Here is a 25,381-nt window from a genome sequence, read left to right as displayed (position 1 = left end):
CAATATCACCTGGTCAAAATTATACCTTTTTGCATTGTTATTTTCAACTGTTGTGACCTCCACTTTGCTTATATTCTCAAATATTAACTTAAATATTCCACTGCGCTTTCTTCTTCCTTTTCTTTATCTTTTAATTCACTTCCTAATATATCATCTTTTTGATCTCTTTTACTGTAATATTGTTGAATTAAATAATCCAAAATTATATAAGCTGAAAATACTATTATAATTCCAAATGCCAATTGAATATGACCTTCTTTTGAAGATACTTCCTCAAATAATAAGGCATTAAAACCAAAATGTATACCAACTGACCACCATATTGTTTTAGTTTTTTCCAGCATGTAAATAAGCAGAAGTGAAATTATTACATTTCTTAGCATTAAAACTCCTGTTTCGAAAGGGTATATGTGGTAAAGAGCAAAAATTATAGATGTAATCATTGCTGACCATAACTTTGTCGTTATTTTTGAAAATCCTTTATAAATTATTCCTCTGAAAATTGACTCTTCCATTATTGCTGTTATAAGCATTTGTATTAGCCAAAAAATATTTGCATATGCACTGCCTTTAGCCCACATAATATAAAGTTGCAATTTGCTTAAGTTTACCTTTATATCGCTTTTTATAGGAAACATCACTACAATATAGGTTAGAACCAACGTTATAACTATACCTTCTAAAAAAAGAAGAAAGAAAAATTTAGTCTTATAAATTTTTGTTAAATCGTTATAAAAATCTTTTAGCCCCTCTTTCCTTTTATAAAAGACTACAGTTAAACTTAATATGATAAAAGCCATCAAAAAATTAAAAATGTAACCCAAGAATTCATCTACAGTAACCTTAAAATTTGTGGTTATATCAGGACCACCAATAATTGATGGTACTCTCAAAAGTTCTCTTAGAAATTTTTCTATATATTGTCTGTTAATAATCTGACATATTATTAAAGCAATACCCGCAATAATAGCAATAATAATTATTAAAACATTTTGCGCGATTTTGTTTTTTAATTTTATTCCATTTTCTAACATATAATTTGTCTCCTTTCAAATTGATTTTAAACACTTCTCTTTATCTGTTATCATCTATAATTTGTTAACCTTCATTTAGCAACTTTTTTTGTTAAATTTTCAGGGTTGTCAATTGCTTTGTAACAATCTATCCCTGTCGAGGTATCAGGATAAGCTATTTTCAAGTATTTTTCATTTTCTTTTTGGTAGAGTATTCTGGGAGATAATGTTAAAACATGATAAACTTCAGGGTAATTCTTAGGTATGAAAATTTTAAACTCTATTTTCTCTTTTGGTTTTAGTAAATATCCACCTGAAGGTATATTGTCTGTCATTTGAATTTTAACTGTAGGATATATTTTAGAAGGCACATCTATTTTTATCACCTTTAGATTTTTATCTGTGGCATTTTCAAAAACATAATCCCATTCTTCACCTAAGTACCCCTTCTCTCTATTATTTATTATCTCTTCCACACTTTGATTAGCTACAAATTTTTGTTGTTGATAACCCCCAACCCATAAAAAATCATAATTGTCACTCTCTTTGGTAACTTCTACATAGCACAAAATTTCTTTTCCTTCTGTTTTCCCATTTAATGTATATTTAAGTTTGTTAAATATATAAATCCCTTTCTGTAGATCATCTACTGATAAATAAAGGTTAAAAAGATAATAATTAAAACCACCTATTATAAACGGTTTCTTTGATTCAATTTGAACTTTATTTATCTTAACCTTACTATTATTTGCACCCTCTAACATTGTGAACTTAAGTTTTTTTATAATCTCTTCTGTTGCCACAACACCAACTCTCAAGCTTGGATACTCATATCTACCTTTTGAAACTGTTTGCATACTCTCTGTTCCCAAAGGAATGTATCCACTCTTTACAATTGATTCTATATCTCCCCGAATATTAGCTATGGTTTTCAATATATATGCTTTATCTTTACCTAAATGGAAGAAAACCACTTTTTCAGAAGCAATGCCTTTTATAGATGATATTGTTATGTTGATTAAAAACAGAATTGTGAAAATGAAAAGTGTTATTCTTTGTTTTAAAAAAAAATTCATCATTTATTTAATCTCCTCTCTCTGTTTACTTGTATTTTTAAATAAGGGCTGCTTATTTTTTTGCTCAGCAGCCCTTATTGAATAGCATTTAAAGGTTTACAATTCAAAGATTAATAATTAATAATGTCCCCAAAATGCAATACCTGTATAGTTTTTAACCCATCCAGAACCTACATAGTCGTAACCAGAATCAAATGCATGCGGGATATATACATCATAATAAATATTGCTTCCTTCACCTGCAGCTTCAAGATAAAATGTTGTGTTAGGTGGTATTGCCACTGTATTTGTATATGTTCTTGTCACGGAAGCACTAACATTCACCCCTAATTGTGCTTGAATTACTTGCGGTGAAAGCGTAACATTACCACCCCATGAATTTGTAACTGTATATGTCTGGGTTATTGTTACTGTTACTTCATTAGGCGTATCATTTCTGTAAGAGAAAATACGTTTCCAAGGGTCTCGAAAAGAAACTGTCTTCGTTCTTACAACTTTAATTGAATCCCAAAACCACTTATATTGTGTAATATCATAAACACTGTCACCCACAGTTTCGCCCATTGTTGCCTGTTTTATTTGTGAAACCACCGATGACGTCGAAGAGCTACCACTTGACTGCACCTCATCTGCAAATACTACACTAAAACTAAGTACACACGCAAAAATTAACAAAATACTCAAAGCTTTTTTAAACATGCTCACACACCCCTCCATCTTCTTTGTTTTTTATTGCAACCCCTCTACCCCATTGGCGCCAAAGGTTTTACAAAGAGGGTTGTTGCCCCTCTTCATTCTGCTTTTTTCTTAACTGGTCATTTGCATATCTTTGCTTATCTTATTAGCTTTTCATTTAAATTAACCCTGTTCTGGCAACTCAGTTACATGCAAAATTTTACTATTCCTTTTATAAGCATGTCAATCTCTTTTTTTTCCAAAATCGCGATTTTTTCAGGGAAAACTTGATGTTTTCTTATGTTTTCTTCAATTTTCTCTTTTTACCTCTGTTTTTTTGCTGTTTTTAAATGAAAATATATTTTTAGTAAGGTACTCAGATGTCTCACAATTTTATAATTTTATTACCTAAAAACATCAAATTCAGTTTAGTCTTATTTAAAAGTTTTTATTTGGATTTTTGCTATTTCAACTTATTAGTTAACTTTGCTGCTACAATAAAAACATGCATATACTTTTTGGCAAGCTGTTCTAAATATTTACTATCACATTCAAGATAATTAAATTCAGTTATTACCAGACTGCTGTTTTTATTTTTTGCCCCTTCAACCATCAAAAGCAAATCAAAGGATTGGTCATTTTTAACCTTTGCTGTTGATGCAGTTATTATTCTGTCGTCTTTTCTTGACAATGCTAATATTTTTATTGGTTCAATTCTTGAAGTACCGTTTCTATCAATTCTATTCTATACATAATATCTATACATAATAAGTTGTTGAATAAATAATTATACCATTAATGTTATTATATAGAACTATAAATTATTCCTCGTGTTTTTAAAAGAAAATTTGCAGTTTTCAATTTTTTGAATATAGACCTCTATCAAATAAGTAATCATTATTCACCTCTACATGCCTCTTATATGTTCTAAAACCTCTTAACCTTACTTGTTCTAAATTGTATTCTCCTTCTAATTTCCCAAATAATCTTTCAATTTTTGTCCTTTGCTTATACAACCTTTGCCCTTCTTCACTTCCTAAAAATTCTATATTCTTTATCCTCAAAATATTTTTTACATTACCGAAATCCTTACTATTTCTCTTATTTACCGCCGCTACAAACTTTATCTCAAGTTTATCTGCCACCTCAAAGCACTTTACACAATCATAACCTGCATCCGCTAATATCACATCAAGCCAAATATCTTAGATCAATACAAAAGTTCTACTACTCTACTGTCATGGACATTTGCACGTGTCAACCACCATACTATTGGTATAACCTCATCTCCAATTGTTGCTATTACATGTAATTTATATCCATTGTAAAAACCTAAACTAATACATACTCCTGTTCCTGCTTCTTTGTCACCCCTCGAACTTCTCAAAGGGGTAGAATCTATAGCACAAATTTTTGTCTGCGGTTCTATTCTTCTTGCTAAAATTCTTGCTATTTCTTCTATATATTCTTCTTCAATTACCTTTGCCCATTTCGAAAAATATGAAATGTCAAAAGCTCTTCTCTATCCCTATAGCTTTTTTAAATTCTTCATCTTCGTTTATCTTGTATTCTAATTCCCTGAAGCTGTTTATCTTGTTTTTGACTTTGTAAACAAAACAAGCTATTATATGGCTTAACTTAAACTTCTTTGGTCTTTTACTTCTGCTGCTTTTTATCTTTAATCCCATGGCTTTTATTACTTTCTCAACTGTCATAAGTATCTTTAAAAATTTTTGATTTTGTGTTTTAATAAAATTAGTCATTACCATCCTCCTTTGTTATGTGTTTTTTGTCTTCTCTTCCTATAATTTTATCTCAAGGAGGATGGTTTTTTATATATCTATTTATTATCTTTTATGTTAATTTCTTTTATTCAACAACCTATATCTATACATAATATATCTATCATTTTTTAAATTTAAAATCCCTGCCTCAATTTCATTTGAATCCTTTACTATTTTACTCATAATTATCCCACCCATTTTTTACCATTGGCATATTCCTCAGTCCAAACTATTAAATGCTGAGACCTCAGTTTATTTAGATAGATCTTAAATGACTTTTTCTCTTCACAATTGAGAATATCAAACAGCAATTGCTCCCGCTTCGACAAACTATTTAATTCAAAAGGAACTACTTCGGCATATTCTTTAACATTTCTGCTTTCAGTTTTCAAAGATTTTGACGACATCATTTTAATAGTTAAAATGGTTACTAATAATAATGTAAAAAATACCAGGAAAATTCTTAATCCTTTTTTCATTGAAAAACCTCTTTTTGTTTTCTATTAAACTAATTTATTTCTTGTCATTAATATTTTTTAATCACCGTATATCAACACTTTTTTCTAAAGACTTTGTAATCTTTTTGTTATTAGTATTGTCAACTTCCCTTCTTTTGAAATATTTAATGATTAAATAATCCAGTACCATGTATAGCAAAAATACAAATATTATGGCTATAGCAAGCTTTTTTTGTTCCTCTACTGTTGTAACTACATCAAATAAAAATGCATTTAATCCAAAATGAGCCCCAACTGACCACCATATACTTTTAGTTTTTTCTAAAGCATATATGAGAAATAATGAAGTTATAATATTTCTTATAATAAATATACCATTATAAATTGAATAATCATGATAAAAGGCAAATAAAGTTGAGGTTAGAATCGCTGAAAACACTCTAAATGTAACCGAAGAAAAAACATGGTAAATTACTACTCTATAAATTGTCTCTTCAATAAAAGCAAATATAAAAATACCTATAAAATAAAAAACATTTAAACAACCACTTTCTTTCATCCATGAGGAAGTAAGTTGATAATTAACTAAATCAATTTTTATACTTTTTTGCATTGGAAATAAAATTACACTGTAACACAATATAATTACTCCAAAAAAGCCTTCAAGTAAAAGAAATAAAAAGTATTTTGTTTTGTATCTATTATATATTTCTATTGATAATTGTATTAATTTGTGTTTTCCTGCAGTAAATAATAACATTAAGCCAAGTATCAAAAAAGTAAAAAAAGTAAATGGAAGATAACTAATAAGAGCAATCAATAATTTATTCAAGTACACTAAAGAAACATTTTGACTTGAATTGAAAAATGACAATTTCCCAATATAGTTATTTATGTACGTATCTGCTCTTCTAAATGCAAATAAACAGAATATTACTATACCAACAATTGTTGCATTCCATGTATTCTCTGAAAATTTCCCTTTTATTTTTTCTATCATTTTAATACCTCCAAAGTACTTATTCACTTTTAACTTTTTTCAATGTACATTTATTCTACAGGCTTTCATAAAAAAACACTGCGGTTTTTCAATCGGATAAACTGGCGTTTTATTATCAGTAAAAGATAATGGGTGACTCACTCTATAACTTTTGTTATCATCTTCATACTTATAAACTATTTTTGGAGATACAGTGATTATATGGTATTCTTGAGCATATTCCTTTGGAACAAAAATTCTTATCTTTATTTCTTCATCAGGTTTAATCAATGATTTATTTGAAAGTACTGACACAGAAACAGAAGGATATACTTCTTCAGGTACTTCTATCTTTAAAATTTTTATTTTTTTGCTACTTACGTTTTTAATAGTACAAATGGTTTCGTCTCCAATATATTTTTTTCTATCATCAGACAATACATCTTCTAAACTTTCCCCTTTTTCATTGAATCTGAGCCCACTTCTTAGTTCCGTCATTTTCCAATCATATGTTTTTGCTTTTTGTACGTCTACATAACATTTAAGAGCATTTACTTCGTAAATTTTCCCTTTGATTGAGCATTTTAACTTCTCAAATATAAAAGTACCTTTAGGTATTTCATTTGATGGTAAATAAATTGCAAATAAATAATAATTTGCTGAATTAACAAAAGGCTTTTTAACCAAAAGTTTTACATCTCTAATCTTAAACTCTTTTCCGTCTTCTGTTTTTAAACTAATAAATCTTAAACCATTAAATAGCCTTTGTGAACAAACAATTGCAATTTCAATATCAGGATATTGAAATTTACTTGTATACTTTCCTTTTATACTATCCTTTATATCAACTCCCCAAAAAGCATCTCCTTGGATATTTGCCACAGTTCTTAAAAAATATATGCTGTTACTATATAAGTTGAAAAAATAAATTTTTTCATGAATACTTTCGTCTTTTGCAGATACAAAAACATTAACAAGAAAAAATAAAAAAAATATTAACAAAACAATTCTTTTCACAAGAAAGCTTTTCATAAGCTTAATCATCTCCTCATCTGTTTCTAATCTTTAACCATTTATTGCAAACTACTATAGTCAAAAGAGAGGACTGTCTTTTATATAACAGTCCTCTCTTTATAGGATTTATACTAATTACTTCTTGTTCTTGTAATAAAATCTTGTGGCTCTTTTATCCACGCCGTTCCTTGTTCTACTTTTTCAATTATCCAATTCCCATTACACTCTGAAGTATTTGGTAAACTGTAAATAAATTTTTTGTAAACTTTTGTTATTTTAAAATAATGATTTTTTCCTATAGGTGCAATATCTATAAATATTTGTTCATTTGGTTTTATGTCTACCTTAATTTCTTTTTTGATCTCAACTGTTCCTGACACTTTAATTCCAAATTTAGCCGAAATTTGCTTCCAATCAAAACTAATATCAGAGTCGTTTTCTATTGAAAAAGTCCGAGAAATAGTAAATGTATATATCATAGGCTTATTGCTAACATTTACATGTCCTCCTGCTGGAATCCAAGGATCTTGAAAAGATACTGTCTTTATTTTGTCTATAAAAACTTCAACTTGAGGTATCATTATTGGAATTGGAATATAGTTATATTTTGTTAAATCATTATAAACACTACTATTTACAGTTTGCCCTGCCTGAATCAAAGCCGATGTTGCTGAACTACCTACATCTGGCTGCACCTCATCTGCAAATACTACACTAAAACTAAGTACACACGCAAAAATTAACAAAATACTCAAAGCTTTTTTAAACATGCTCACACACCCCTCCATCTTCTTTGTTTTTTATTGCAACCCCTCTACCCCATTGGCGCCAAAGGTTTTACAAAGAGGGTTGTTGCCCCTCTTCATTCTGCTTTTTTCTTAACTGGTCATTTGCATATCTTTGCTTATCTTATTAGCTTTTCATTTAAATTAACCCTGTTCTGGCAAATCAGTTACATGCAAAATTTTACTATTCCTTTTATAAGCATGTCAATCTCTTTTTTTTTTTTCCAAAATCGCGATTTTTTCAGGGAAAACTTGATGTTTTCTTATGTTTTCTTCAATTTTCTCTTTTTATCTCTGTTTTTCTCTTTTTCAAATGGTTTTTTTAAGAAGTTATAAGCTGCTATTTTGAAAAACTGGTTTAAGAATAGTTTTACTAACTTCGCATAAAAATTGGCCTTTGAAAAATTCTGGTGAAGAATATAATTATATTTTGCATGCAGATTGAAAAGAAAATAGAGCTAATTAAGAAAATATAATTCTGATAATGGAGTGTGATTACAGCTTTGAGCCAGAATGGTTGGCTTTTTCAAGAGGCAACAAGGCTGGCTCAAGAATATGGCTTTAAGTGTTATGAGATACATTCAAATCTTGTTAGAGTAAGAACAGTCTGTGATGAATGGCTCATTGAATATGTACAAGAATCAAAAAAACCTTTTTACTTACATCACTACAAAGATAAGCCTCATTTTCAAAGAAAGTTTTACGACCTTCCCTTCCTGTTCAAATCCCTTTTTCAGCACGACAGGTTTGTCCTAAACGGCAGAACAACAATGCCTGTAAAACCAATCAGGGTATAAAAAGCCGTAAGTAAATGAAATACCAAAGGAAAAGGGGGTGAAAGTAAATTAAATGTAACATTTAAAACTTTGATACGTTTTATAAATTTGATGTATAATAATTTTTGAAAGGACGTGATTGCTTGAAGGTCAGTTTAATCTTAATCTCTGGACTTTTGGCTGGCATGGGACTTATAATAACTTATAATAAAGTAGTACCTCTAATTCTTTTTAAAAAGAAAAAGCCTCCTATAAAGATTTTTCCCGAAAAAAAATCGTTTGACGAGCTTGTTCAAGTTTACGATAGTGTATCTCAAGATATAAAAAGATATTTAGAAGAATATTGCTCTTTCCCAACCACTGATTGCGGAAAATTACTTGCTGCAAGCCTTTTTACCCAAGTTACCGTTTGCCTGAGCATTCTTTCTTCTTTAGAAAAATTTGGCATTGACACAAAAACTGTGTTTGACGAAATTTTAAGCAAAAACAAAGCTCAGCAGCCAACTCAACAGAAAAATTCTTAAAGTTTGGGGTGAAAATAAATTGTCTACGAAAGAAATTTTCCAAAAAATCGCTATCAAAAAAGGCGATATCACAAAAGAAAATGTTGATGTAATTGTAAATGCAGCAAACAGCCACCTGCGCCACGGTGGTGGGGTTGCTCTTGCAATTGTAAAAGCAGGTGGCATTGAGATTCAAAAAGAGTCTGATGAGATTATAAAAAAGATTGGAATGCTTCCAACAGGCCATGCTGTTATTACAAATGCATATAGGCTGCCTTGCAAGTTTGTAATACATACAGTCGGTCCAATTTACGGTGAAGGCAATGAGGATGAAAAGCTATCTATGGCAATTTACAATAGTCTCTACCTTGCTCATCTTTATAACCTAAAAAGCATTGCATTTCCTGCTGTATCAAGCGGCATATTCGGATTTCCGAAGGACAGATGCGCAAAGATTTTGATTGATACTGCTGTTGATTTTCTAAGCAGTATAAAGACAAGCATTGAAAAGGTTGTGTTTTGTTTATTTGATGATGAGACTTACGGATATTTTGAAGAGTACTATAAAAACTTGCTTGGAAAATAATTAAAAGGGGCACTTAACCTTGGATTGCCCCTTTTTTAGTAAAATACAAAAATTCATTATTATGTAATTTATATCAAAATTCCTATTTTTTCTTTCATAATTCTAAGATCAATATCATGTCTGCCATACTCTTCTTTTATTTTATTGGTAACTTCAACAAGATTTTCTATTTTAGTTGAGGTTTCATTTTTGAATTTATTTACGTCACTCCTAAAATTCTCTATATCTGCTTTAAATTGTATAACTCCTCCAAAAGCATTGAAAAGTGTATCTATACAACCTGTATTTTCTAATATAGCCTGTTTTAAACTTTGCATTTCTGTCTGCATATTTCTGATATCATTTTTGACAGTAGAAATTTCATTTTCTAAGGCATATACTTTCTGTTCAAGGTCACTAACCCTTTTCTCAAGCCTGCCAAAACCATCTTCAAGACTGCTAAGTCTCACTTCAAGCTTATCAAGCCTCTCTTCCACTTTGTCAAGCCTTTCTTCAACTCTGTCAAGCCTTTCTTCTACTCTGTCAAGCCTAACTTTTACCTCTTTTACATCGTTTTTTAGTTCCTCAATGCCCAAGATAATCTTTTCTAACATTTCTCTTTCTGACATAAGTAAATAACCTCCAAAATATTTTCCTCTATAAATTCTATCAAATAACATTATAGAAATTCAACCAACTACTAATTAGAGTTCAGTACGCATTCTCCATAAACTTGCCACCAAAGATGGTTGCCAGAATTATTTTTATATCAAGCCAGAAAGACCAATTTTCTATGTACCAGATATCATATTTTATTCTCTCCTCAATTGAAGTATCTCCTCTGAGTCCATGAATCTGAGCCCAGCCAGTAATTCCTGGACGCACACGGTGCTTTATCATATATTTCGGAATTTCTTCTTTAAACTTTTCAACAAAATATGGTCTTTCTGGCCTTGGTCCAACAAGGCTCATATTGCCAACAAGAACATCCCATAGCTGCGGAAGCTCATCTAAAGAAAGCCTTCTTAAAATCTTGCCAATTGGTGTTCTTCTTGGATCATCTTTTGTTGTCCATCTTATTTTCTCTTCATCAGGGTCTTGAACATACATGGTTCTGAACTTGTGCATTTTGAAAACGCGCCTGTTATAGCCTACTCTTTCCTGGGTAAACAAAATTGGCCCTTTTGATGTTAATTTTATCAAAATTGCTATGATTATGAATAAAGGAAAGCACAAGATTAATCCAATTAGAGAGACAACAATATCAAAGCTCCTTTTTATAAACCTGTTTGTCCACTCATCAAGTGGAGAATAGCGTATGTTTATCAAAGGAATTCCTTCAAACTCCTCGATTTGAGCTTTTGACGGAATATATCGCAAATAGTCAGGAATAATATATGTTCTTATGCCATATTTCTCACAGATGTTTATTATCGAGGGAAGCTTTTTATATTCCTCAAGCCTCAAAGCAATGATTATCTCATCTACATGATGCATCTTTATGACATTTTCAAGTTCAGAGATCTTAGCAAGCGCACTCTTTGAGTAATCATCAATAATGCCAATCATATTATACTCAACATAAGGTGAGGATTGAATTTTATGAATCAAATTTTTTGATAAATCACTTTCTCCTATGATAAGAATATTTTCTTGTTGGATAAATCTATTTTTATTTGAAATTAATAGCAGTTTTAAAATATAACGATTAATTAAGCTTAAGGCAAAGTTCATCAATATAAACAATGCCAAAAAAATTCTTGAATAATCAACTTGTTTAATAATGTAAAAAATTATAACAACAACCGCTAACGAGATTATATTTGCTCTGAAAAGGTTGAGTGTCACTTTTAACGCTGATTTTTTCGTTGCTGGCTGATAAACTCTTGAAATAAAAGCTAACAAAAAATAAGATGGCAAAAATATAGCTAATATCAGCAAGTAATTCTCAACATCTAAATGGCCCACTTTGGGAAACAAATTACTTTCAAACTTTATAAACCACGCAATAAAGAAAGCCAGAAAAACCCCTATTACGTCAAAAACTTTATTAAGGTTTGCATATAAACTCTTTAGGCTATGCATGGTTTTTTTCCCTTTCTAATAGGAAAGTTCCGTACTTTCGCATGGGCAAGCTTTAATGATTTAATCAACTTAATTGTTATAAATATTAATAAGGCTAAGGTTTTTGGGTATCTGTTGTAGTAATGTTTTTTATAAAATATCCACATTGAGTCATAAAAAGCTGACAAAACCTTCAAATTCCTGCCAGAACCTCTTTTGTGATGAATGATTTTTGCATCAGCATAGTAGTAAACTTTAAATCCATTTTGTTTGGCTCTAAAACAAAAATCTATGTCCTCGCCAAACATGAAATAATCCTCATCAAGTAAACCTATTTTATCTATAACTTCGCGCCTTATTAACATAAACGCCCCAACAACTGAATCAACTTCATAAGATTGATTTTCATCAAGATATGTAAGATTGTAACCTGCAAAAAATCGACTTTTAGGAAACAGCTTCGCAAGCCCAAATATCTTAAAAAACGAATTCTTAGGAGTAGGAAACCCTCTTCTACATGCTAAATCAAGCTTGCCATCTGGAAGCACCACTTTACATCCAAGAATTCCAATTTCTTTAGCTTCATCTTTCTCCAAAAAATCTATACAACTATCAAGTGTACCCCTTAAAACTTCTGTATCTGAATTTAAAAGCAATATGTACTTTCCCTTTGCAATTCTTATCCCTATATTGTTGGCTTTGGCAAATCCTAAATTTTGTTTATTTTTAATCAAAATAACATTTGGAAACTCTTTTTTTACCATCTCTTGGCTGCCATCACTTGATGCATTGTCTACCACAATTATTTCAAATTCTCTATAGGTAGGATTCTTATATATTGACTCAAGAGTTTTTCTGAGCAAATTCCTGGTATTGTAATTAACTATAATTATAGACAAATCCATCTATATTCTTCCTTTCATCAGCATAGCAAACTCTTCAAAAGCCTCTTCCCAATGTCTCATTTTATATCCAAATTCAAGTCTTAACATCATCTTGTCAAGTGCTGAGTTCTTAGGACGTTTTGCCGGGCGAATAAATTTATCACTTGTAGTTGGATTGACTTTGCAGTCTATCCCAAACGTGCTTACAATCTTATATGCAAAATCGTACCAAGAAGTTATGCCTTCATTTGTTACATGGTATGTTCCATATTTCTCTGAGTTCATTATTACTTCTACAGCTTGAACAACATCTTTGGTAAATGTGGGATTGCCTCTCTGATCATTAACAACATCAATCTCGCCTTTTTCTTTAGCAAGTTTTACAATTGTTTTTACAAAGTTGTTACCATTTTCACCATACAGCCAGGCAATCCTCACTATAAAATATCTGCTACAAAAAGTTTTTACAAATTCCTCTCCCGCAAGCTTAGAAAGGCCATATATGCTTATCGGATTTGGTCTATCAAATTCATTATATGGCTTCTCTTTTTCACCGTCAAATACATAATCGGTAGATATATATACAAGCTTTGCACCAACTTTTTCTGCAGCCATTGCAACATTTCGTGTCCCAATGGCATTTACTTTAAAAGCAGTGTCTTTGTCACTCTCACACCCATCTACATTGGTGTAAGCCGCACAGTGGATGATGATGTTGGGCTTTGTGGCTGAAATATAACTAACTGTACTGTCAAGATCAGTAATATCAACTTGTTCAATGTCAATACCTTTCACATTATATTTATTTTCAAACTGCTTTATAAATTCGCTTCCAAGTTGGCCTTTGGAACCTGTGATTAGTATCATTTCTTTGCACCTCTTAAAGTGTAAAATGCTCTTTTTATATATTGGTGAAAATATTCAAATGTAGCTTTAATAAGAATCCATTCAAGCTTTATGTTAGAAATTTTCTTTTTTCTCATATTTTCTCTTCTTTTTTCTTTAAATTTGGGCAAATTTTTTAGTCCTTCAAGAACTCCACTTATGTAAATTTTTCCTTTTCCTTTTTTAGCAAAGAATATAAATTTGATTAAGTATCCCAATAAAATAAAGGGAAAATTAATTATTAAAAGGGGTAAGGGAAGATTTTTGTATATAACATATATCGAGTTTCTTGCTGTAAGTCTGATAGTAATATCGTTATATTTTCCTCCTGTTGTCGCACTTCCAACATGCAATACGCTTATGTAAGGATAATATAAATTTTTATATCCCCTCATGAGCGCTCTCAAACCTAAATCTACATCCTCAAGATATGCAAAAAAATCTTCATCGAAGTAACCTATCTCATCAAGAATTTTTTTGTTATAGATTGCAGCACCACCACATGCGGAAATAATTTCACACGGTCTATCATAAAGTTCTTTTGGAAGACCATTGCCTCTTTTAAACTGCCAACCTAAGATAGTGTACATATCACCTGCGTCGTCTAAAAGATTTGGATAATTACCCTTCAGCATTTTCAACGATATAGAAAAAATGTTGCCTTTTTCAATCAATTCATGAATAATATTATCTATATCTATCTGATTTATTACTTCAGTATCATCGTTTAAAAGAAAAATAAATCTTGATTTTTTTATTAATCGTAATCCATAATTGACTGCTTTACAAAAACCACAGTTTGTGTTCAAATATTCAACATGTAGATTTGCATAATTTTTATTTCTTACGATGTAATTACTTTCCGTATTGTTGACTAATACATATATATTTATTTCGTCATTGCACTTAGATATTAACGAATTTATTGCTCTTTCTAATAAATCTTTTTGATTATATGTAGGTATTATAACTGTTAAATTTCTCATATACTTACCTCTTTTCTTATTAACAAAAACTAATCTTTTAATTCATTGTAAACTTTCATAAATAACTTTATTTCTTCTTCAATATCAGTTATATGAGTATTTAAACAATTTTTGCTCATATCTACCAGTATTTGGGGATTGCTTAATATTAATTCTATTATGTTTTTTAATTGTAAGCTATCACCAATATCAAATCTAAACCCATTATATCCATCCACTACAATATTCGAACCAAAAGTTTTAGTAGTTATAACAGGTTTTCCTAACTTGATAGCTTCTCTTAAAGATATGTTATATGTTTCGAAAAATGTGGGCAATATCACAAGATCAGCATTACTTATTTCGTTATATAATTCTTCTTCTGGCAATACCCCCTTAAACATATATTTATCATTATTAAACCTTTCTCTAAATTCCTTTGTTGTTTTACCCACTATAGTTATTTCCTTAATCTTGTTGAATAACTCCCCATTTAAAGAATTTAACGCATTATCTAATATAACAAATCCTTTTCTAAAATTATCTCCTCCAAGATATAAAAATCTAAATCCTTCGTTTTTTGGCATATTCGGCAATATATATTTTTCTAATTTATTTTCTACTCCATGTGGTATTATTCGGATTACATCTCTTGGAATATTTACGTAGTTGGTAAAATATTTAGCAAATTCTTCATTAGTAAAGGTTATTATATCACAAAAATTAGAATATAATAATTCTACGCTCGTAAAATGCTTAGATATCTTTTTAATTATAAACTCCATCAAATTATTACCACCATACATCTGTTTATAATGACAAGCGCATTTTGCTATCGGATCAGGCCCACTACATATCTCAATTTTATCACCAACTTTAACAAAAGGATCAACATTAAAACAAATATCCTCAGTATGTGTTATCGTACGAACAATTCTGATTCCTTCTTTCCTAAGTTTCATTACCTGATAAGAGCTAAATACTAAATTATAAATATGCAAAATATTACAATTAACTTCTTTTAAAATATTCTTTATTTTTCTAATATACGTTTCTCTATCTATATCAAAATCATGAAAAAAATTTTCATGCCAATCTATTCTTTTTACTTTGTAAACCAAAATATCGTCAACCTTTTCTTTTCCCTCTTCTCCATCAGGTGAAGGAATTATAAATGCTACATTTTGATTATATTTTTCTTTTACACCCTTTGCCACTCTCCAAGCAGCTATTGGGGTTCCACTCTTTTCATATTTGGGTATTGAATGGACTAAATAAACAATTGTGCTCATCACTTTTTCTCCTCACTTTTTAATAAGTTATAAAGGGACATGATTTCTTCAAGTGTAGAATGATAATATTTTAAAGGATTTTTTTCTATAAAGGCCTTAACCATCTCAGAGTAAAATGGATGTAATTGATTGATAACCTTTAAGCTCTCCATTTCTCTTTTCCTTTTAACTTCTTCCGTAAAGCTTTGACTTCCTTTGTGATAAATAAATAAATTATCACATAAAATATTTACATACCCTTCGTTTAGCGCTCGCATACAAAAATCATTTTCTTCTCCATAACCTTTGCCAAATTTCTCTTCGTTAAACATTCCTATTTTTTCAATAACTTCTCTTTTAATATACATACAAAATCCAACTGCTGTTGGAATTTCAGGATATTTTAAAAGTGAAATCCTATCTACAACTTTAGCAAAATAATCAATATCCCAATCCAAAGGAAGCGAATTATCTTTTAACATTATTGGTAATGAACAAATTGTGGCATTATTTGAAAAAGGTGTAACTGTTGCAACATTAGACCTTGAATACGCTGCTCTGATAAGCTTTTCTACCCATCTCGCAGTTACAATTGTATCAGAGTTAAGAATAATAACATCTTTATTACTCAAACTAATTCCTTTATTAACTGTTTTTACAAAACCCAAATTCTCCTTATTATGAATAACAAGTAAATTTTCTTCGGTTCTTTCGTTCTCAAGATTTTTTAAGAAAGAATATATTCTCTCATCAGTCGAACAATCATTAATTAATACCAATCTATGTTTTTTCAAATCAGTGTGCTTAAGAATACTTTCTACACACCTCTTTAAATCCTCATAAGCATTATAAATAGGTACAATTATATCAACACTGATTTCACTTAAAAGATAATCTCTTTCAAATTGTTCAGGAACAAAATAATTTTCTTGGTTACTCGAATAACTTTTCATAGAGTGCAAAGCAATTCGACTTCGATTATAAAGAGCTTTAATACCATACATCCTTGCAAATCTTATTATTTCCTGAACAAATTTTAAATTCAGTTTTTTCATAATAAATAAAATAAACTTTGCTAATTCTCTTCTCTTACTATTCGGTGGGAATATCTTATCTCTTATTTTATAACACTTGGTTAACAGTTTCCAACCTTCCGAACAATAAATACTTTGTAAGTGTTGTTCTTTTATTTTTAAATCTTCTTTAATTGTTTGTAATAGTTTATCTTTTTTTTCAATTTCTTTTACCACCTCAATTATATAATTTTGAAGAAACTTTATGTTTCTGATTTCATTATATTTAATATCAGGTATAATGGGATCATGTCCACGAGAAGTTTCTATTAATAAAAAAGCTAAATCGTCAAGCGTGGTAATTTCAAATAGATAATTTAATTTTCGCCATTTCAAAGTATCATTTCCATAAGTACTCAGTTTTGATTTATGAATCCCCAAAATACCTGTTTCACATGCATAACCAAAAATATTATCTTGTGTACCTTTAATGTTAAATGGATTAAATGCTGGAAATCTAAACAAGAAAGTATCGTATCCCCATTTCTTTACTAAGCAAATACTATTCCATGTTTTCTCAAGCTCATTACTTTCAAAATAAATAATTGGCATAAAACTTTTTATTGTCTTTTCTGAGCCTCTCAATACAAATTCTTCTTGTCCTTCTACGTCAATTTTTATTAATTTACAATTATTCAATTCTAAACTATCAATAGTGATTGCTTCAATTTTTTTGATAATTCCTTGAGTTTCAATATCATCAGTTATTATTTTAGCACTGCCAAAATTATTAGTTTCATTGTAGTTAAAAGTTTCTATGTAGGTTATTGTATTTTTATCTAAAACAGCTTTGTTAAATATTTGCACATTATCTGCGTTATTTGTCCTTATATTCTTTGCTAGTATATTGAATATAATCTCTTGGGGTTCGAATGCAATTACAAAACCTTTTCCATTCAACTTTTGAGCAAATGGAATAGTATGAGTTCCTATGTATGCGCCTACATCAATTACTATATCCCCTTCTTCTATAAAACTTGTTAACAACTCTATTTCTGGTACCGCCCATTCTCCGTATATTTCTAAAGATTTGCCTATTATTGCATCACTCTTTAAATAATAGAATTTGCCGTACTTTGTCTCTGTTAGACCAATATTTAATTGGTTTATACTTCTCATATTCTCATTCTCCTTTGAAAAATTCATTTTTATACCATTCTATAGTCTTTCTAATAGCTTCATCAAACTTATATTCAACCTTCCACCCCAATTCCTTTTGAATCTTACTCGAGTCAATTGCATATCTCCTATCATGTCCTGGCCTGTCAGCCACAAATTGTATTAGATTCTCTGGTTTCCCGAGTAGTTTTAAAATCAATTTGGCTATATCTATATTCCTCCACTCATTATTCCCGCCAATATTGTATACTTCACCTATTCTACCTTTTTTGAGCACAAGCTCAATTGCTCTGCAGTGGTCTTCTACATATAGCCAGTCTCTTATATTTTGCCCGTCACCATAAATTGGTATCGGCTTGTTTTGCAGCGCATTCAAAATTACGGTCGGTATAAACTTTTCTGGGTGTTGATGTGGACCAAAATTGTTTGAACACCTTGTTATGTTCACAGGCAGACCATATGTCTTAAAATATGCTCTCACAAGCATATCAGCCCCTGCTTTGCTGGCAGAATAAGGACTGTTTGGTGCAAGCGGACTTTCTTCTGTAAAATATCCTTCAGGCCCTAAGGAACCATATACTTCATCTGTTGAAATTTGAATAAACTTTTTTATCCCGAATTTCCTCGACACATCTAATAAAACTTGTGTTCCCAAAACATTTGTTTTAACGAATATATCAGGGTCCTTTATACTTCTGTCCACATGCGACTCTGCGGCAAAGTTTATTACATAGTCAATTTGATAATTTTTAAAAACCTCTTCAACTTTAGATCTATCAACAATATCTCCTTTAATAAATGTATAATAAGGGTGGTTTTCTACCTCTTTCAAATTCTCAAGATTTCCTGCATAGGTTAATGCATCATAATTGATTATTTTGTATTCTTCTTTGCTAATCATGTACTTAACAAAATTGCTTCCTATAAAACCTGCCCCACCTGCTACAAGAATTGTCTCCATCTTCGTGTTCCCACCTTATCTAAATTTTGTTGTCCAATCAAAATTAATTTCCTTGTCATCCCAAGGAATTCTGTATTCATCTGGATTTTCTCTATTATAATGCTCTGTTGTAAAATACACAATTATTGCCGGCTCATTCCCCAATACCCTATAGCCATGAGCAACCATTCTGGGTATTAAAAGTACTATAGGGTTGTGTTCTCCCATGTAGAATACATTTGTTTTTTTGTATGTAGGCGAATCTGGCCGCAAATCGTAAAGAACAACCTGTGCATTGCCTTTTGGGAAAAACCAAACATCGTCTTGCAACTTATGATAGTGAAAAGCTTTTATTACCCCTGGATAAGTCAAAGACATTGAAGCCTGTCCAAATTTTTCTAAAAAGCCATCTTCGTCTCTCAAAATCTCCATGAAAAAACCTCTATCATCAGCAAATTTCTCGAGTCTTTTTACCTTAACACCTTCAATAAGCTCCATTATTCCCTACCTCTCCTTTAATTTATATTCCATTAAAATCTAACACCATATTTTCAGCAAGCTCATTTGCTCTTTTTAGTGACTCAAAAGTCCCTGCATCAGTCCACCAGCCCTTTAAAAAGTCAAAATACAACTCTCCTCTTCTTATGTACTCGTTATTTACATCCGTAATTTCCAATTCACCCCTCTGTGAAGGCTTAAGTGTCTTGATAATATCAAAAACTTGGCTATCATACATATAGATTCCTGTGACAATAAAATTACTTTTCGGATTCTTAGGCTTTTCTTCAATCGAGACTATTTTCCCATCTTTCAGTTCAGCAACTCCAAATCTATGCGGGTCCGGAACTTCCTTAAGAAGAATCCTAGCGCCCCGCTCCTGCTTTTCGAAATTCCTTACATACTCAGTTATATCATCCTCAAAAACATTGTCGCCCAGTATCACAACACACTTATCATTCCCAGCAAAAAAGCTACACAGTCCCAGAGCTTGAGCAATTCCACCAGCTTCATCTTGAATCCTATAAGTAAATTCTAATCCAAACTCACGACCACTTCCTAATAAATTGACAACAGCTCCCATGTGTTCTTTACCAGTTATTATCATTATCTCTTTGATACCTGCTTGTTTTAATTTAAAAATTGGATAATAAATCATTGGATATTTTCCAACAGGCAACAAATGCTTGTTTGTAACCTTAGTTAACGGATATAAACGTGAACCTGTTCCTCCTGCCAAAACTATTCCTTTCATGAAATAACAGTCCTTTCTTTTTATATTTTTTATTTGTTAAACCATCAAGAGTTCCTGTAAGCCTCACAAACCTCTTTTGCATCGCCTATCATTTTCATTCTGCCTTTTTCAAGCCACAAAACTCTTTGGCACATTCTCTCAATTTGATCTATTGAATGGGACACCATCACAATAGTTGTCCCTTTTTCAAGCATACTATTAATTCTTCTTTCGCATTTTTCCTGAAAATGAAAGTCTCCTACTGCCAGAATCTCATCAACAATTAAAATGTCAGGGTCAACAATTGTAGCAATAGCAAAACCAAGTCTTGCCTGCATACCAGACGAAAAGTTTTTTAGAGGAACATCTAAAAAATCTCTCAGTTCTGCAAACTCTACTATCTCGTCAAATTTTTCTTTCATGAACTTTCTTGAATAGCCCAAAATAGCGCCGTTTAAGAATATATTCTCTCTTGCAGTAAGTTCAAAGTCAAAACCTGCTCCAAGTTCAATCAATGGTGCCATAGTACCGTTTACATAGACTCTACCCATTGTCGGCTTTAAAACTCCTGCAATTATTTTGAGCAGGGTACTTTTGCCTGCCCCGTTTAAGCCTATTATACCAAAAATTTCACCTTTTTTGATTTTAAAACTTATATCCTTCAAGGCCCAAAATTCTCTAAAGTATAGCTTACCTGACACAAGTTTTATAAAGTACTCTTTAATACTATAAATCTTTTCAGATGCCATATTAAACATCATTGAAACATTTTCAATCTTTACAGCTATGTTTTTGTCCATCCAAACCTCCAGTTAGTTTTCAACAATTTTTTACACATACAAGATAAATTTATTTTGTTTTCGATAAAAAACTAAAAGTCCTATTACTAAAAATATTATGTCTACCAAAATGCAAATTAGAGTTTCCTTTAGTGTAGGTAGTGTACCATAAAATGTAACTTTTCTAAAGTACTCTATAAAATAATACATCGGATTTAGCTTAATCAATATCAGATATTTTTGTGGAATTATACTCACAGGATAAAATATGGGTGTCAAATACATCCAAGCAGTTAATCCAACCGAGTATAGATGAATCAAATCTCTGAAAAATACTGCATAGCAAGACAGAATTAAGCCTATGCCTATTGAAAAAATTAATATGAATATTAAAGGAATAGGAAATAACAAAAATGTCCACGTTAAATTAACATTATTGCCCAATACTACCATTCCTATTGTAACTAAAACAATTGCCAAAAGTGAGAAAATTAGATTAAAAAAAGATGACAAAACTTTGGAAACAGGAAATATATATTTTGGTATATATACCTTTTTAATGAGTGAAGCGTTATCTATAATTGCCCTCATTGCACTTGAGGTTGATTCAGAAAAAAAAGCAAACATAATTTGTCCGGTCAATAAGTAAATAGGATAATTTTTTATGTCAAATCTGAAAAGGTGAGAAAATACAATCGTTAAAACAATCATCATCAAAAGAGGATTTAGCAAGCTCCAAAACATACCTAAAATAGACCGTCTATATTTAATTTTTATATCTCTCAAAACAAGCTCATATAAAAGATCTTTGTATTTCAGAAAGTTTGCCAAAAATCTATTCAAATTACAAGTCCACCCTTTCTTTGTTCAGCCAACTATATCTTTTTCTTGACTTCTTCAATTATTTGCTGAGTTCTTTGTGTCATCGCAAACGGCACAATTTTTTCTTGGCCAATTAGCTCTTTTGGAATGTGTTCTCTGTACTTTTTCAATCTCTCAATTTCCTCAGGAATCTTTAACACAACTTCAAAATACTTCTTCGCTTTTTCTTTATCACCTTTTCCAAGGTAATAATCTCCAACCTTTGCATATGCATCAGCCTTCAGCTCATAGTTTGCTGGCTGAAGAGGCTGAAGCTTTATCCCCTCTTCTATCTGTGAAAGTCCGCTATCTATTGCTCCATGAGAAAGAAGATATACGGCATATTTAAACCTTATCTTTGGATTGAACCTGTCATTTACAATTGCCTGTCTGAAATAACCGTCTGCCTTCGCAATCAGGTTTGCATCTTTGTTCTGGTCACCTATTCTGTATAGAGCAACCGCATAGTCTGAAAGCGCATTGGAATTGAGTGAGTCGTATGTGACAGCTTTTGACAAAAACGAATATGCAGCAGACAAATTCCCTGCTTGCAGCGCCTGCTGACCAATGTTAGCATAGTAATTTCCAAGTCTGAAATTCAATGAAATTACTATCACAAACAGATAAAATATTGCCAGCAAAACAGGTACAAAATTTGTCTTTCTGCTCGTGTAAATCACCTTTTCTTGCTTATGCTTCTGAAGAATTTGTAAAGAGGTTGAAACTAATACCCCTAAAGCTGCAAATAGCAGAACTTGCACAGATGCGAGCGAAAAGTCAAAGTCAAGCACTGAGTGAGAATAAAGCTGTATAGCTGCAGCCACAAGCCCAGCAATAATAACATTCTCTTTTTGTTCTTTTTTATCCCATGCCTTGAGCGAAGCAGAAAATAAAAGCCATAAAAACACTAAAAGTATACTAAATCCAACAATCCCCGTGTCAAGAAGCACCTGCAAAAAATAGTTGTGAGACTGGGTTGTAAAATATAAATAAGACTGGTACATAAAATACAGCGATACCCATGCCCCACCACCATAACCGAATACAGGACTTTTTAAGAATATCTTTAAACCATCTCTGTAAAACACCATTCTTTCAACAAAGTTTCTCTCTTTCCAGAACATAGCTATGGATTTTATTTTCTCGACCATGTCTGAAGGAATCAAATGCATCTTTAGAGCAATGGCAAAACCAATGATAGCCAAAATGCCAACAACGCCTGCAGCCACTATATAAATGTTGTTGCTAATACCATAAAGTCTTCTCTCCACAAATCCAAAAGCATATGTCAGGGCAAAAACCAGAAGCATCTGGAAGAGCAAGACAAGCCAAAGTTTTACTTTCCCATGTTCGTTTAGGTTTGCCCCAACCTTATTCAAAAAAGTAATAACAAAAGCGCCAACAATCGCTATGTTAAAAATGAGCGAAATTCTTTTTTCTCTCGGCAAAAGCAAGAAAAACACTAAAAGAGCAAGCAAGAGGGTAATATATGAGCCTCTTGAGTATGTAAAGAAAAACGCTGTAAATATAAAGCTTGAAAAGGCAAAATAGAAGCTTTTAAGCAGCTTATTTCTACTATATATTGCCAGCATCAAAGAGATTATAAATCCGAACGCCAGCACAGTTCCTGCTGTGTTGTGATACTGCAGTGTTGAGTTTATCATATTTCCAACCCAAAGCCCGTTCATGGCCATGCCAAGAGGGCGGGCAGTTTCTGGAATTAACTTTACCGCTGCTTGATACCCAAAAAATGCAACACCTACTGTTGAGAGAAAAAGAGTATTCAAAATTGCAAACTTTTCTGCTTTGCCTTTTGAAATTCTTGACGCAACATAAAAAACTGCAAAGTAAAATGCATACTTGAAAAATTCTCCAAGAGCAAGCCTTCTGTTTGCTGCAAAAAAGTAGGGAACAATATATGCAACCATAAAAAGAAGCAGCATAAGTTCAAGTTTTGAATTTATTAAAAAACCCTCTTTTGAAAGATAAAGATATATTGCAAAAAGAATAAATATCCCAGCCATAACTGCTTGAAATACACTTAGTTCATAATCAAAATAAAGTCCTCTATAATATGGACTCATCAAAACAAGCACACAAAAGACAAAAAGCACAAATGCTTTGTATGCCGCAAGTGTTTTGCCTGGAAAAATTGAAGTTCCACCTTCACCAAATTTATTTGCACTTTGATATATACTTTTCTTCTCACTTTTTTTTGCCATTTTGCAATTTCTCCTTTATCCTTTGTATTTTAATACAATGACCTTCTGCTTTTCTGGAAGGCTATTGATTTCAATCTCACTTGTCTGCAACACTTCAACATCTTCAAAATGCTTTGTAAACTCCTCTACCTTTCCAAGGTCAAATTTGAGCTTTTCTGTTTTATAATGCATAGGAATTACAACTCTTGGATTTACAGCCTTTGCAACACTGAAAGACTCTTTTGCATCAATTGTATACACACCGCCAACAGGAATTAAAAGAATATCAACTTTCCCCATCTTTTCAAGCTCAGGGGATGAAAGTTCATGCCCCAAATCGCCAAGATGCGCAACACAAAACTCATCCTCAATAACAAACACAATGTTTTCTCCTCGTTTTTGCCCTTTTTCTTTGTCGAGGAAGGTCTTTATGCCTTTTATTTTAACACCCTTGACGTTAAATTCGCCTTCCTTGTCGACAAGAACATAATCTCCTTTTAGGTTGCCTGTGTAGCCATGGTCAAAATGCTTGTGAGATGTGAGCACCACATCCGGTGACAGTTCAAACACCGTGTATCCAACAGAACCATCGTACGGGTCTGTTAAAATTTTTACCCCCGATTTTGTCTCTATCAAAAAGCTTGCATGTGCAAGGTATGTTATCTTCATGTTTACATACCTCCTGTAAATTTATATCAGAAATAATTATATACCAAATATGAAGAGAAGTTAATTAAAATTTTGTGAAAAAATTTCTTCTGCTCGGAATTGCACTTAAGTTGCAAGTTTTGTTATCATTTTGTTGAAAGAGTTTCAAAGCATTTGAGGAGGTAAGCAACAGGTGAAATTTGTTGTTCAGACCTTTAAAGCTGAAAAAAGACTTATTCTAATATCATTTTTGATTTTTGTACTTTCTTGTATCCTTGGCATTGTTGCAGGACTTTATTTTGGAGATGAAATTCAAAGATTCATCAACCAGTATATCAGGAAATTGTTTGAAAACATCTTGAAAAACGCAAAAAGCCCATACCTTCTCTTTCTTGCAATCCTCAAGAACAACATGAAAGTCTATCTTATAATCATCACAGTAGGGACCTTGACATTCGGTCTTATATCTGTTTTTGTGCTGCTAACAAACGGTTTTATAGTTGGAGCTGTTGCTACAATCTCAGCAAAAGAATTATCTATTGGAAAAACCCTACTTTTGATTTTGCCCCACGGGATATTTGAAATTGCAGCATTCATAATAGGCAGCGCAGCATCGGCGATATTTCTGGAAAGCGCAGTTTTTTCAAAGGAAAAACCAAAGCTGAACATTGCCTTTAAAAGGTTCTTAGTTCTCGCTGTGTGCGGAGCTTTCCTGGTAGTATTTGCAGCCTTTATAGAAGCTTTTGTCACTTCAAGCTTTGCAAGATAAAAGAGCCGATAGGAAATTAGAAGACAAAAACAAAATAGGCAGGAAGAATTAACTTCCTGCCTA

General features: G+C 31.5%; 26 protein-coding genes and 1 pseudogene. 4 read left to right on the top strand and 23 right to left on the bottom strand.

Annotation, left to right across the window (positions count from 1 at the left end):
- Positions 1-83: 83 nt before the first annotated feature.
- From ATHE_RS00365 to ATHE_RS00325, 9 genes and pseudogenes are all read right to left on the bottom strand, one after another.
- Positions 84-1,034, bottom strand: coding sequence for a CPBP family intramembrane glutamic endopeptidase (locus tag ATHE_RS00365; protein ID WP_015906716.1), 951 nt, complete (start codon positions 1,032-1,034; stop codon positions 84-86).
- 71 nt (positions 1,035-1,105) lie between these two features.
- Positions 1,106-2,092: a hypothetical protein gene (locus ATHE_RS00360; RefSeq protein ID WP_231503211.1), complete on the bottom strand. Its 987-nt coding sequence runs from the start codon at positions 2,090-2,092 to the stop codon at positions 1,106-1,108.
- Between the two features lie 114 nt (positions 2,093-2,206).
- A complete protein-coding gene (locus ATHE_RS00355) occupies positions 2,207-2,788 on the bottom strand; it encodes a hypothetical protein (protein WP_015906714.1) in 582 nt (193 codons plus the stop codon).
- A 439-nt stretch (positions 2,789-3,227) separates the two neighbouring features.
- Positions 3,228-3,455 carry a hypothetical protein gene (locus tag ATHE_RS00350; RefSeq protein WP_231503210.1) on the bottom strand — a complete coding sequence of 76 codons (228 nt, stop codon included), beginning with the start codon at positions 3,453-3,455 and terminating at the stop codon, positions 3,228-3,230.
- A 123-nt stretch (positions 3,456-3,578) separates the two neighbouring features.
- A pseudogene (locus ATHE_RS00345) lies at positions 3,579-4,527 on the bottom strand (transposase).
- 206 nt (positions 4,528-4,733) lie between these two features.
- Positions 4,734-5,027, bottom strand: coding sequence for a hypothetical protein (locus tag ATHE_RS00340; RefSeq protein WP_015906712.1), 294 nt, complete (start codon positions 5,025-5,027; stop codon positions 4,734-4,736).
- A 61-nt stretch (positions 5,028-5,088) separates the two neighbouring features.
- Complete coding sequence (locus ATHE_RS00335; RefSeq protein ID WP_015906711.1) at positions 5,089-6,006, bottom strand: CPBP family intramembrane glutamic endopeptidase; 918 nt, start codon at positions 6,004-6,006, stop codon at positions 5,089-5,091.
- Positions 6,007-6,045: 39 nt separating this feature from the next.
- The gene (locus ATHE_RS00330; RefSeq protein WP_015906710.1) at positions 6,046-7,017 is read right to left on the bottom strand and encodes a hypothetical protein; all 972 of its coding nucleotides are present in this window, start codon (positions 7,015-7,017) and stop codon (positions 6,046-6,048) included.
- Positions 7,018-7,130: 113 nt separating this feature from the next.
- Positions 7,131-7,769 carry a hypothetical protein gene (locus ATHE_RS00325; RefSeq protein ID WP_015906709.1) on the bottom strand — a complete coding sequence of 213 codons (639 nt, stop codon included), beginning with the start codon at positions 7,767-7,769 and terminating at the stop codon, positions 7,131-7,133.
- Between the two features lie 518 nt (positions 7,770-8,287).
- On the opposite strand from ATHE_RS00325, the gene ATHE_RS00320 reads away from it, so the two are divergent.
- The 3 genes from ATHE_RS00320 (at position 8,288) to ATHE_RS00310 (ending at position 9,649) form a co-directional block, all read left to right on the top strand.
- On the top strand, positions 8,288-8,581 hold the full coding sequence (locus ATHE_RS00320) for a hypothetical protein (protein ID WP_041726934.1): 294 nt from the start codon (positions 8,288-8,290) through the stop codon (positions 8,579-8,581).
- 122 nt (positions 8,582-8,703) lie between these two features.
- Positions 8,704-9,084: a hypothetical protein gene (locus ATHE_RS00315; protein ID WP_041726932.1), complete on the top strand. Its 381-nt coding sequence runs from the start codon at positions 8,704-8,706 to the stop codon at positions 9,082-9,084.
- A 19-nt stretch (positions 9,085-9,103) separates the two neighbouring features.
- Positions 9,104-9,649 carry a macro domain-containing protein gene (locus ATHE_RS00310; protein ID WP_015906707.1) on the top strand — a complete coding sequence of 182 codons (546 nt, stop codon included), beginning with the start codon at positions 9,104-9,106 and terminating at the stop codon, positions 9,647-9,649.
- Between the two features lie 68 nt (positions 9,650-9,717).
- Here the strand turns inward: ATHE_RS00310 and ATHE_RS00305 are convergent, their stop codons facing one another.
- The 14 genes from ATHE_RS00305 to ATHE_RS00240 form a co-directional block, all read right to left on the bottom strand.
- Positions 9,718-10,257 (bottom strand): hypothetical protein, encoded by a 540-nt coding sequence (locus tag ATHE_RS00305; protein WP_015906706.1) that lies wholly within the window; start codon positions 10,255-10,257, stop codon positions 9,718-9,720.
- An 82-nt stretch (positions 10,258-10,339) separates the two neighbouring features.
- Positions 10,340-11,713: an undecaprenyl-phosphate glucose phosphotransferase gene (locus ATHE_RS00300; protein WP_012660734.1), complete on the bottom strand. Its 1,374-nt coding sequence runs from the start codon at positions 11,711-11,713 to the stop codon at positions 10,340-10,342.
- The gene (locus ATHE_RS00295; protein WP_012660733.1) at positions 11,701-12,597 is read right to left on the bottom strand and encodes a glycosyltransferase family 2 protein; all 897 of its coding nucleotides are present in this window, start codon (positions 12,595-12,597) and stop codon (positions 11,701-11,703) included. The genes ATHE_RS00300 and ATHE_RS00295 overlap by 13 nt, the downstream gene beginning before the upstream one ends.
- Positions 12,598-13,443 carry a dTDP-4-dehydrorhamnose reductase gene (gene rfbD, locus ATHE_RS00290; RefSeq protein WP_012660732.1) on the bottom strand — a complete coding sequence of 282 codons (846 nt, stop codon included), beginning with the start codon at positions 13,441-13,443 and terminating at the stop codon, positions 12,598-12,600.
- Complete coding sequence (locus tag ATHE_RS00285; RefSeq protein ID WP_012660731.1) at positions 13,440-14,447, bottom strand: glycosyltransferase family 2 protein; 1,008 nt, start codon at positions 14,445-14,447, stop codon at positions 13,440-13,442. The genes rfbD and ATHE_RS00285 overlap by 4 nt, the downstream gene beginning before the upstream one ends.
- Positions 14,448-14,476: 29 nt before the next feature.
- On the bottom strand, positions 14,477-15,718 hold the full coding sequence (locus ATHE_RS00280) for a glycosyltransferase family 4 protein (protein ID WP_012660730.1): 1,242 nt from the start codon (positions 15,716-15,718) through the stop codon (positions 14,477-14,479).
- A complete protein-coding gene (locus ATHE_RS14055) occupies positions 15,718-17,889 on the bottom strand; it encodes an FkbM family methyltransferase (protein ID WP_012660729.1) in 2,172 nt (723 codons plus the stop codon). The genes ATHE_RS00280 and ATHE_RS14055 overlap by 1 nt, the downstream gene beginning before the upstream one ends.
- A gap of 4 nt (positions 17,890-17,893) precedes the next feature.
- The gene (gene rfbB / locus ATHE_RS00270) at positions 17,894-18,850 is read right to left on the bottom strand and encodes a dTDP-glucose 4,6-dehydratase (RefSeq protein WP_012660728.1); all 957 of its coding nucleotides are present in this window, start codon (positions 18,848-18,850) and stop codon (positions 17,894-17,896) included.
- A 15-nt stretch (positions 18,851-18,865) separates the two neighbouring features.
- Positions 18,866-19,327, bottom strand: a complete 462-nt coding sequence (locus ATHE_RS00265; protein WP_012660727.1) for a dTDP-4-dehydrorhamnose 3,5-epimerase family protein — start codon at positions 19,325-19,327, stop codon at positions 18,866-18,868.
- Positions 19,328-19,349: 22 nt separating this feature from the next.
- A complete protein-coding gene (locus tag ATHE_RS00260) occupies positions 19,350-20,081 on the bottom strand; it encodes a sugar phosphate nucleotidyltransferase (protein WP_012660726.1) in 732 nt (243 codons plus the stop codon).
- A gap of 44 nt (positions 20,082-20,125) precedes the next feature.
- Entirely contained in the window at positions 20,126-20,860 is a 735-nt protein-coding gene (locus ATHE_RS00255) for an ABC transporter ATP-binding protein (protein ID WP_012660725.1), read from the bottom strand.
- A 30-nt stretch (positions 20,861-20,890) separates the two neighbouring features.
- Positions 20,891-21,682: an ABC transporter permease gene (locus tag ATHE_RS00250; protein WP_012660724.1), complete on the bottom strand. Its 792-nt coding sequence runs from the start codon at positions 21,680-21,682 to the stop codon at positions 20,891-20,893.
- 32 nt (positions 21,683-21,714) lie between these two features.
- Positions 21,715-23,922 carry an O-antigen ligase family protein gene (locus tag ATHE_RS00245; protein ID WP_012660723.1) on the bottom strand — a complete coding sequence of 736 codons (2,208 nt, stop codon included), beginning with the start codon at positions 23,920-23,922 and terminating at the stop codon, positions 21,715-21,717.
- Positions 23,923-23,937: 15 nt separating this feature from the next.
- Positions 23,938-24,570: an MBL fold metallo-hydrolase gene (locus ATHE_RS00240; RefSeq protein ID WP_012660722.1), complete on the bottom strand. Its 633-nt coding sequence runs from the start codon at positions 24,568-24,570 to the stop codon at positions 23,938-23,940.
- Between the two features lie 172 nt (positions 24,571-24,742).
- Between ATHE_RS00240 and ATHE_RS00235 the strand changes: the two genes are divergently transcribed.
- Positions 24,743-25,318, top strand: a complete 576-nt coding sequence (locus ATHE_RS00235) for a stage II sporulation protein M (protein WP_012660721.1) — start codon at positions 24,743-24,745, stop codon at positions 25,316-25,318.
- Positions 25,319-25,381: the final 63 nt, after the last annotated feature.

This window comes from Caldicellulosiruptor bescii DSM 6725, from assembly GCF_000022325.1.
In the GTDB taxonomy this organism is placed as follows: domain Bacteria; phylum Bacillota; class Thermoanaerobacteria; order Caldicellulosiruptorales; family Caldicellulosiruptoraceae; genus Caldicellulosiruptor; species Caldicellulosiruptor bescii.
Note: the sequence above shows the minus strand (reverse complement) of the source record. Positions and strands in the feature narration are given on the sequence as shown.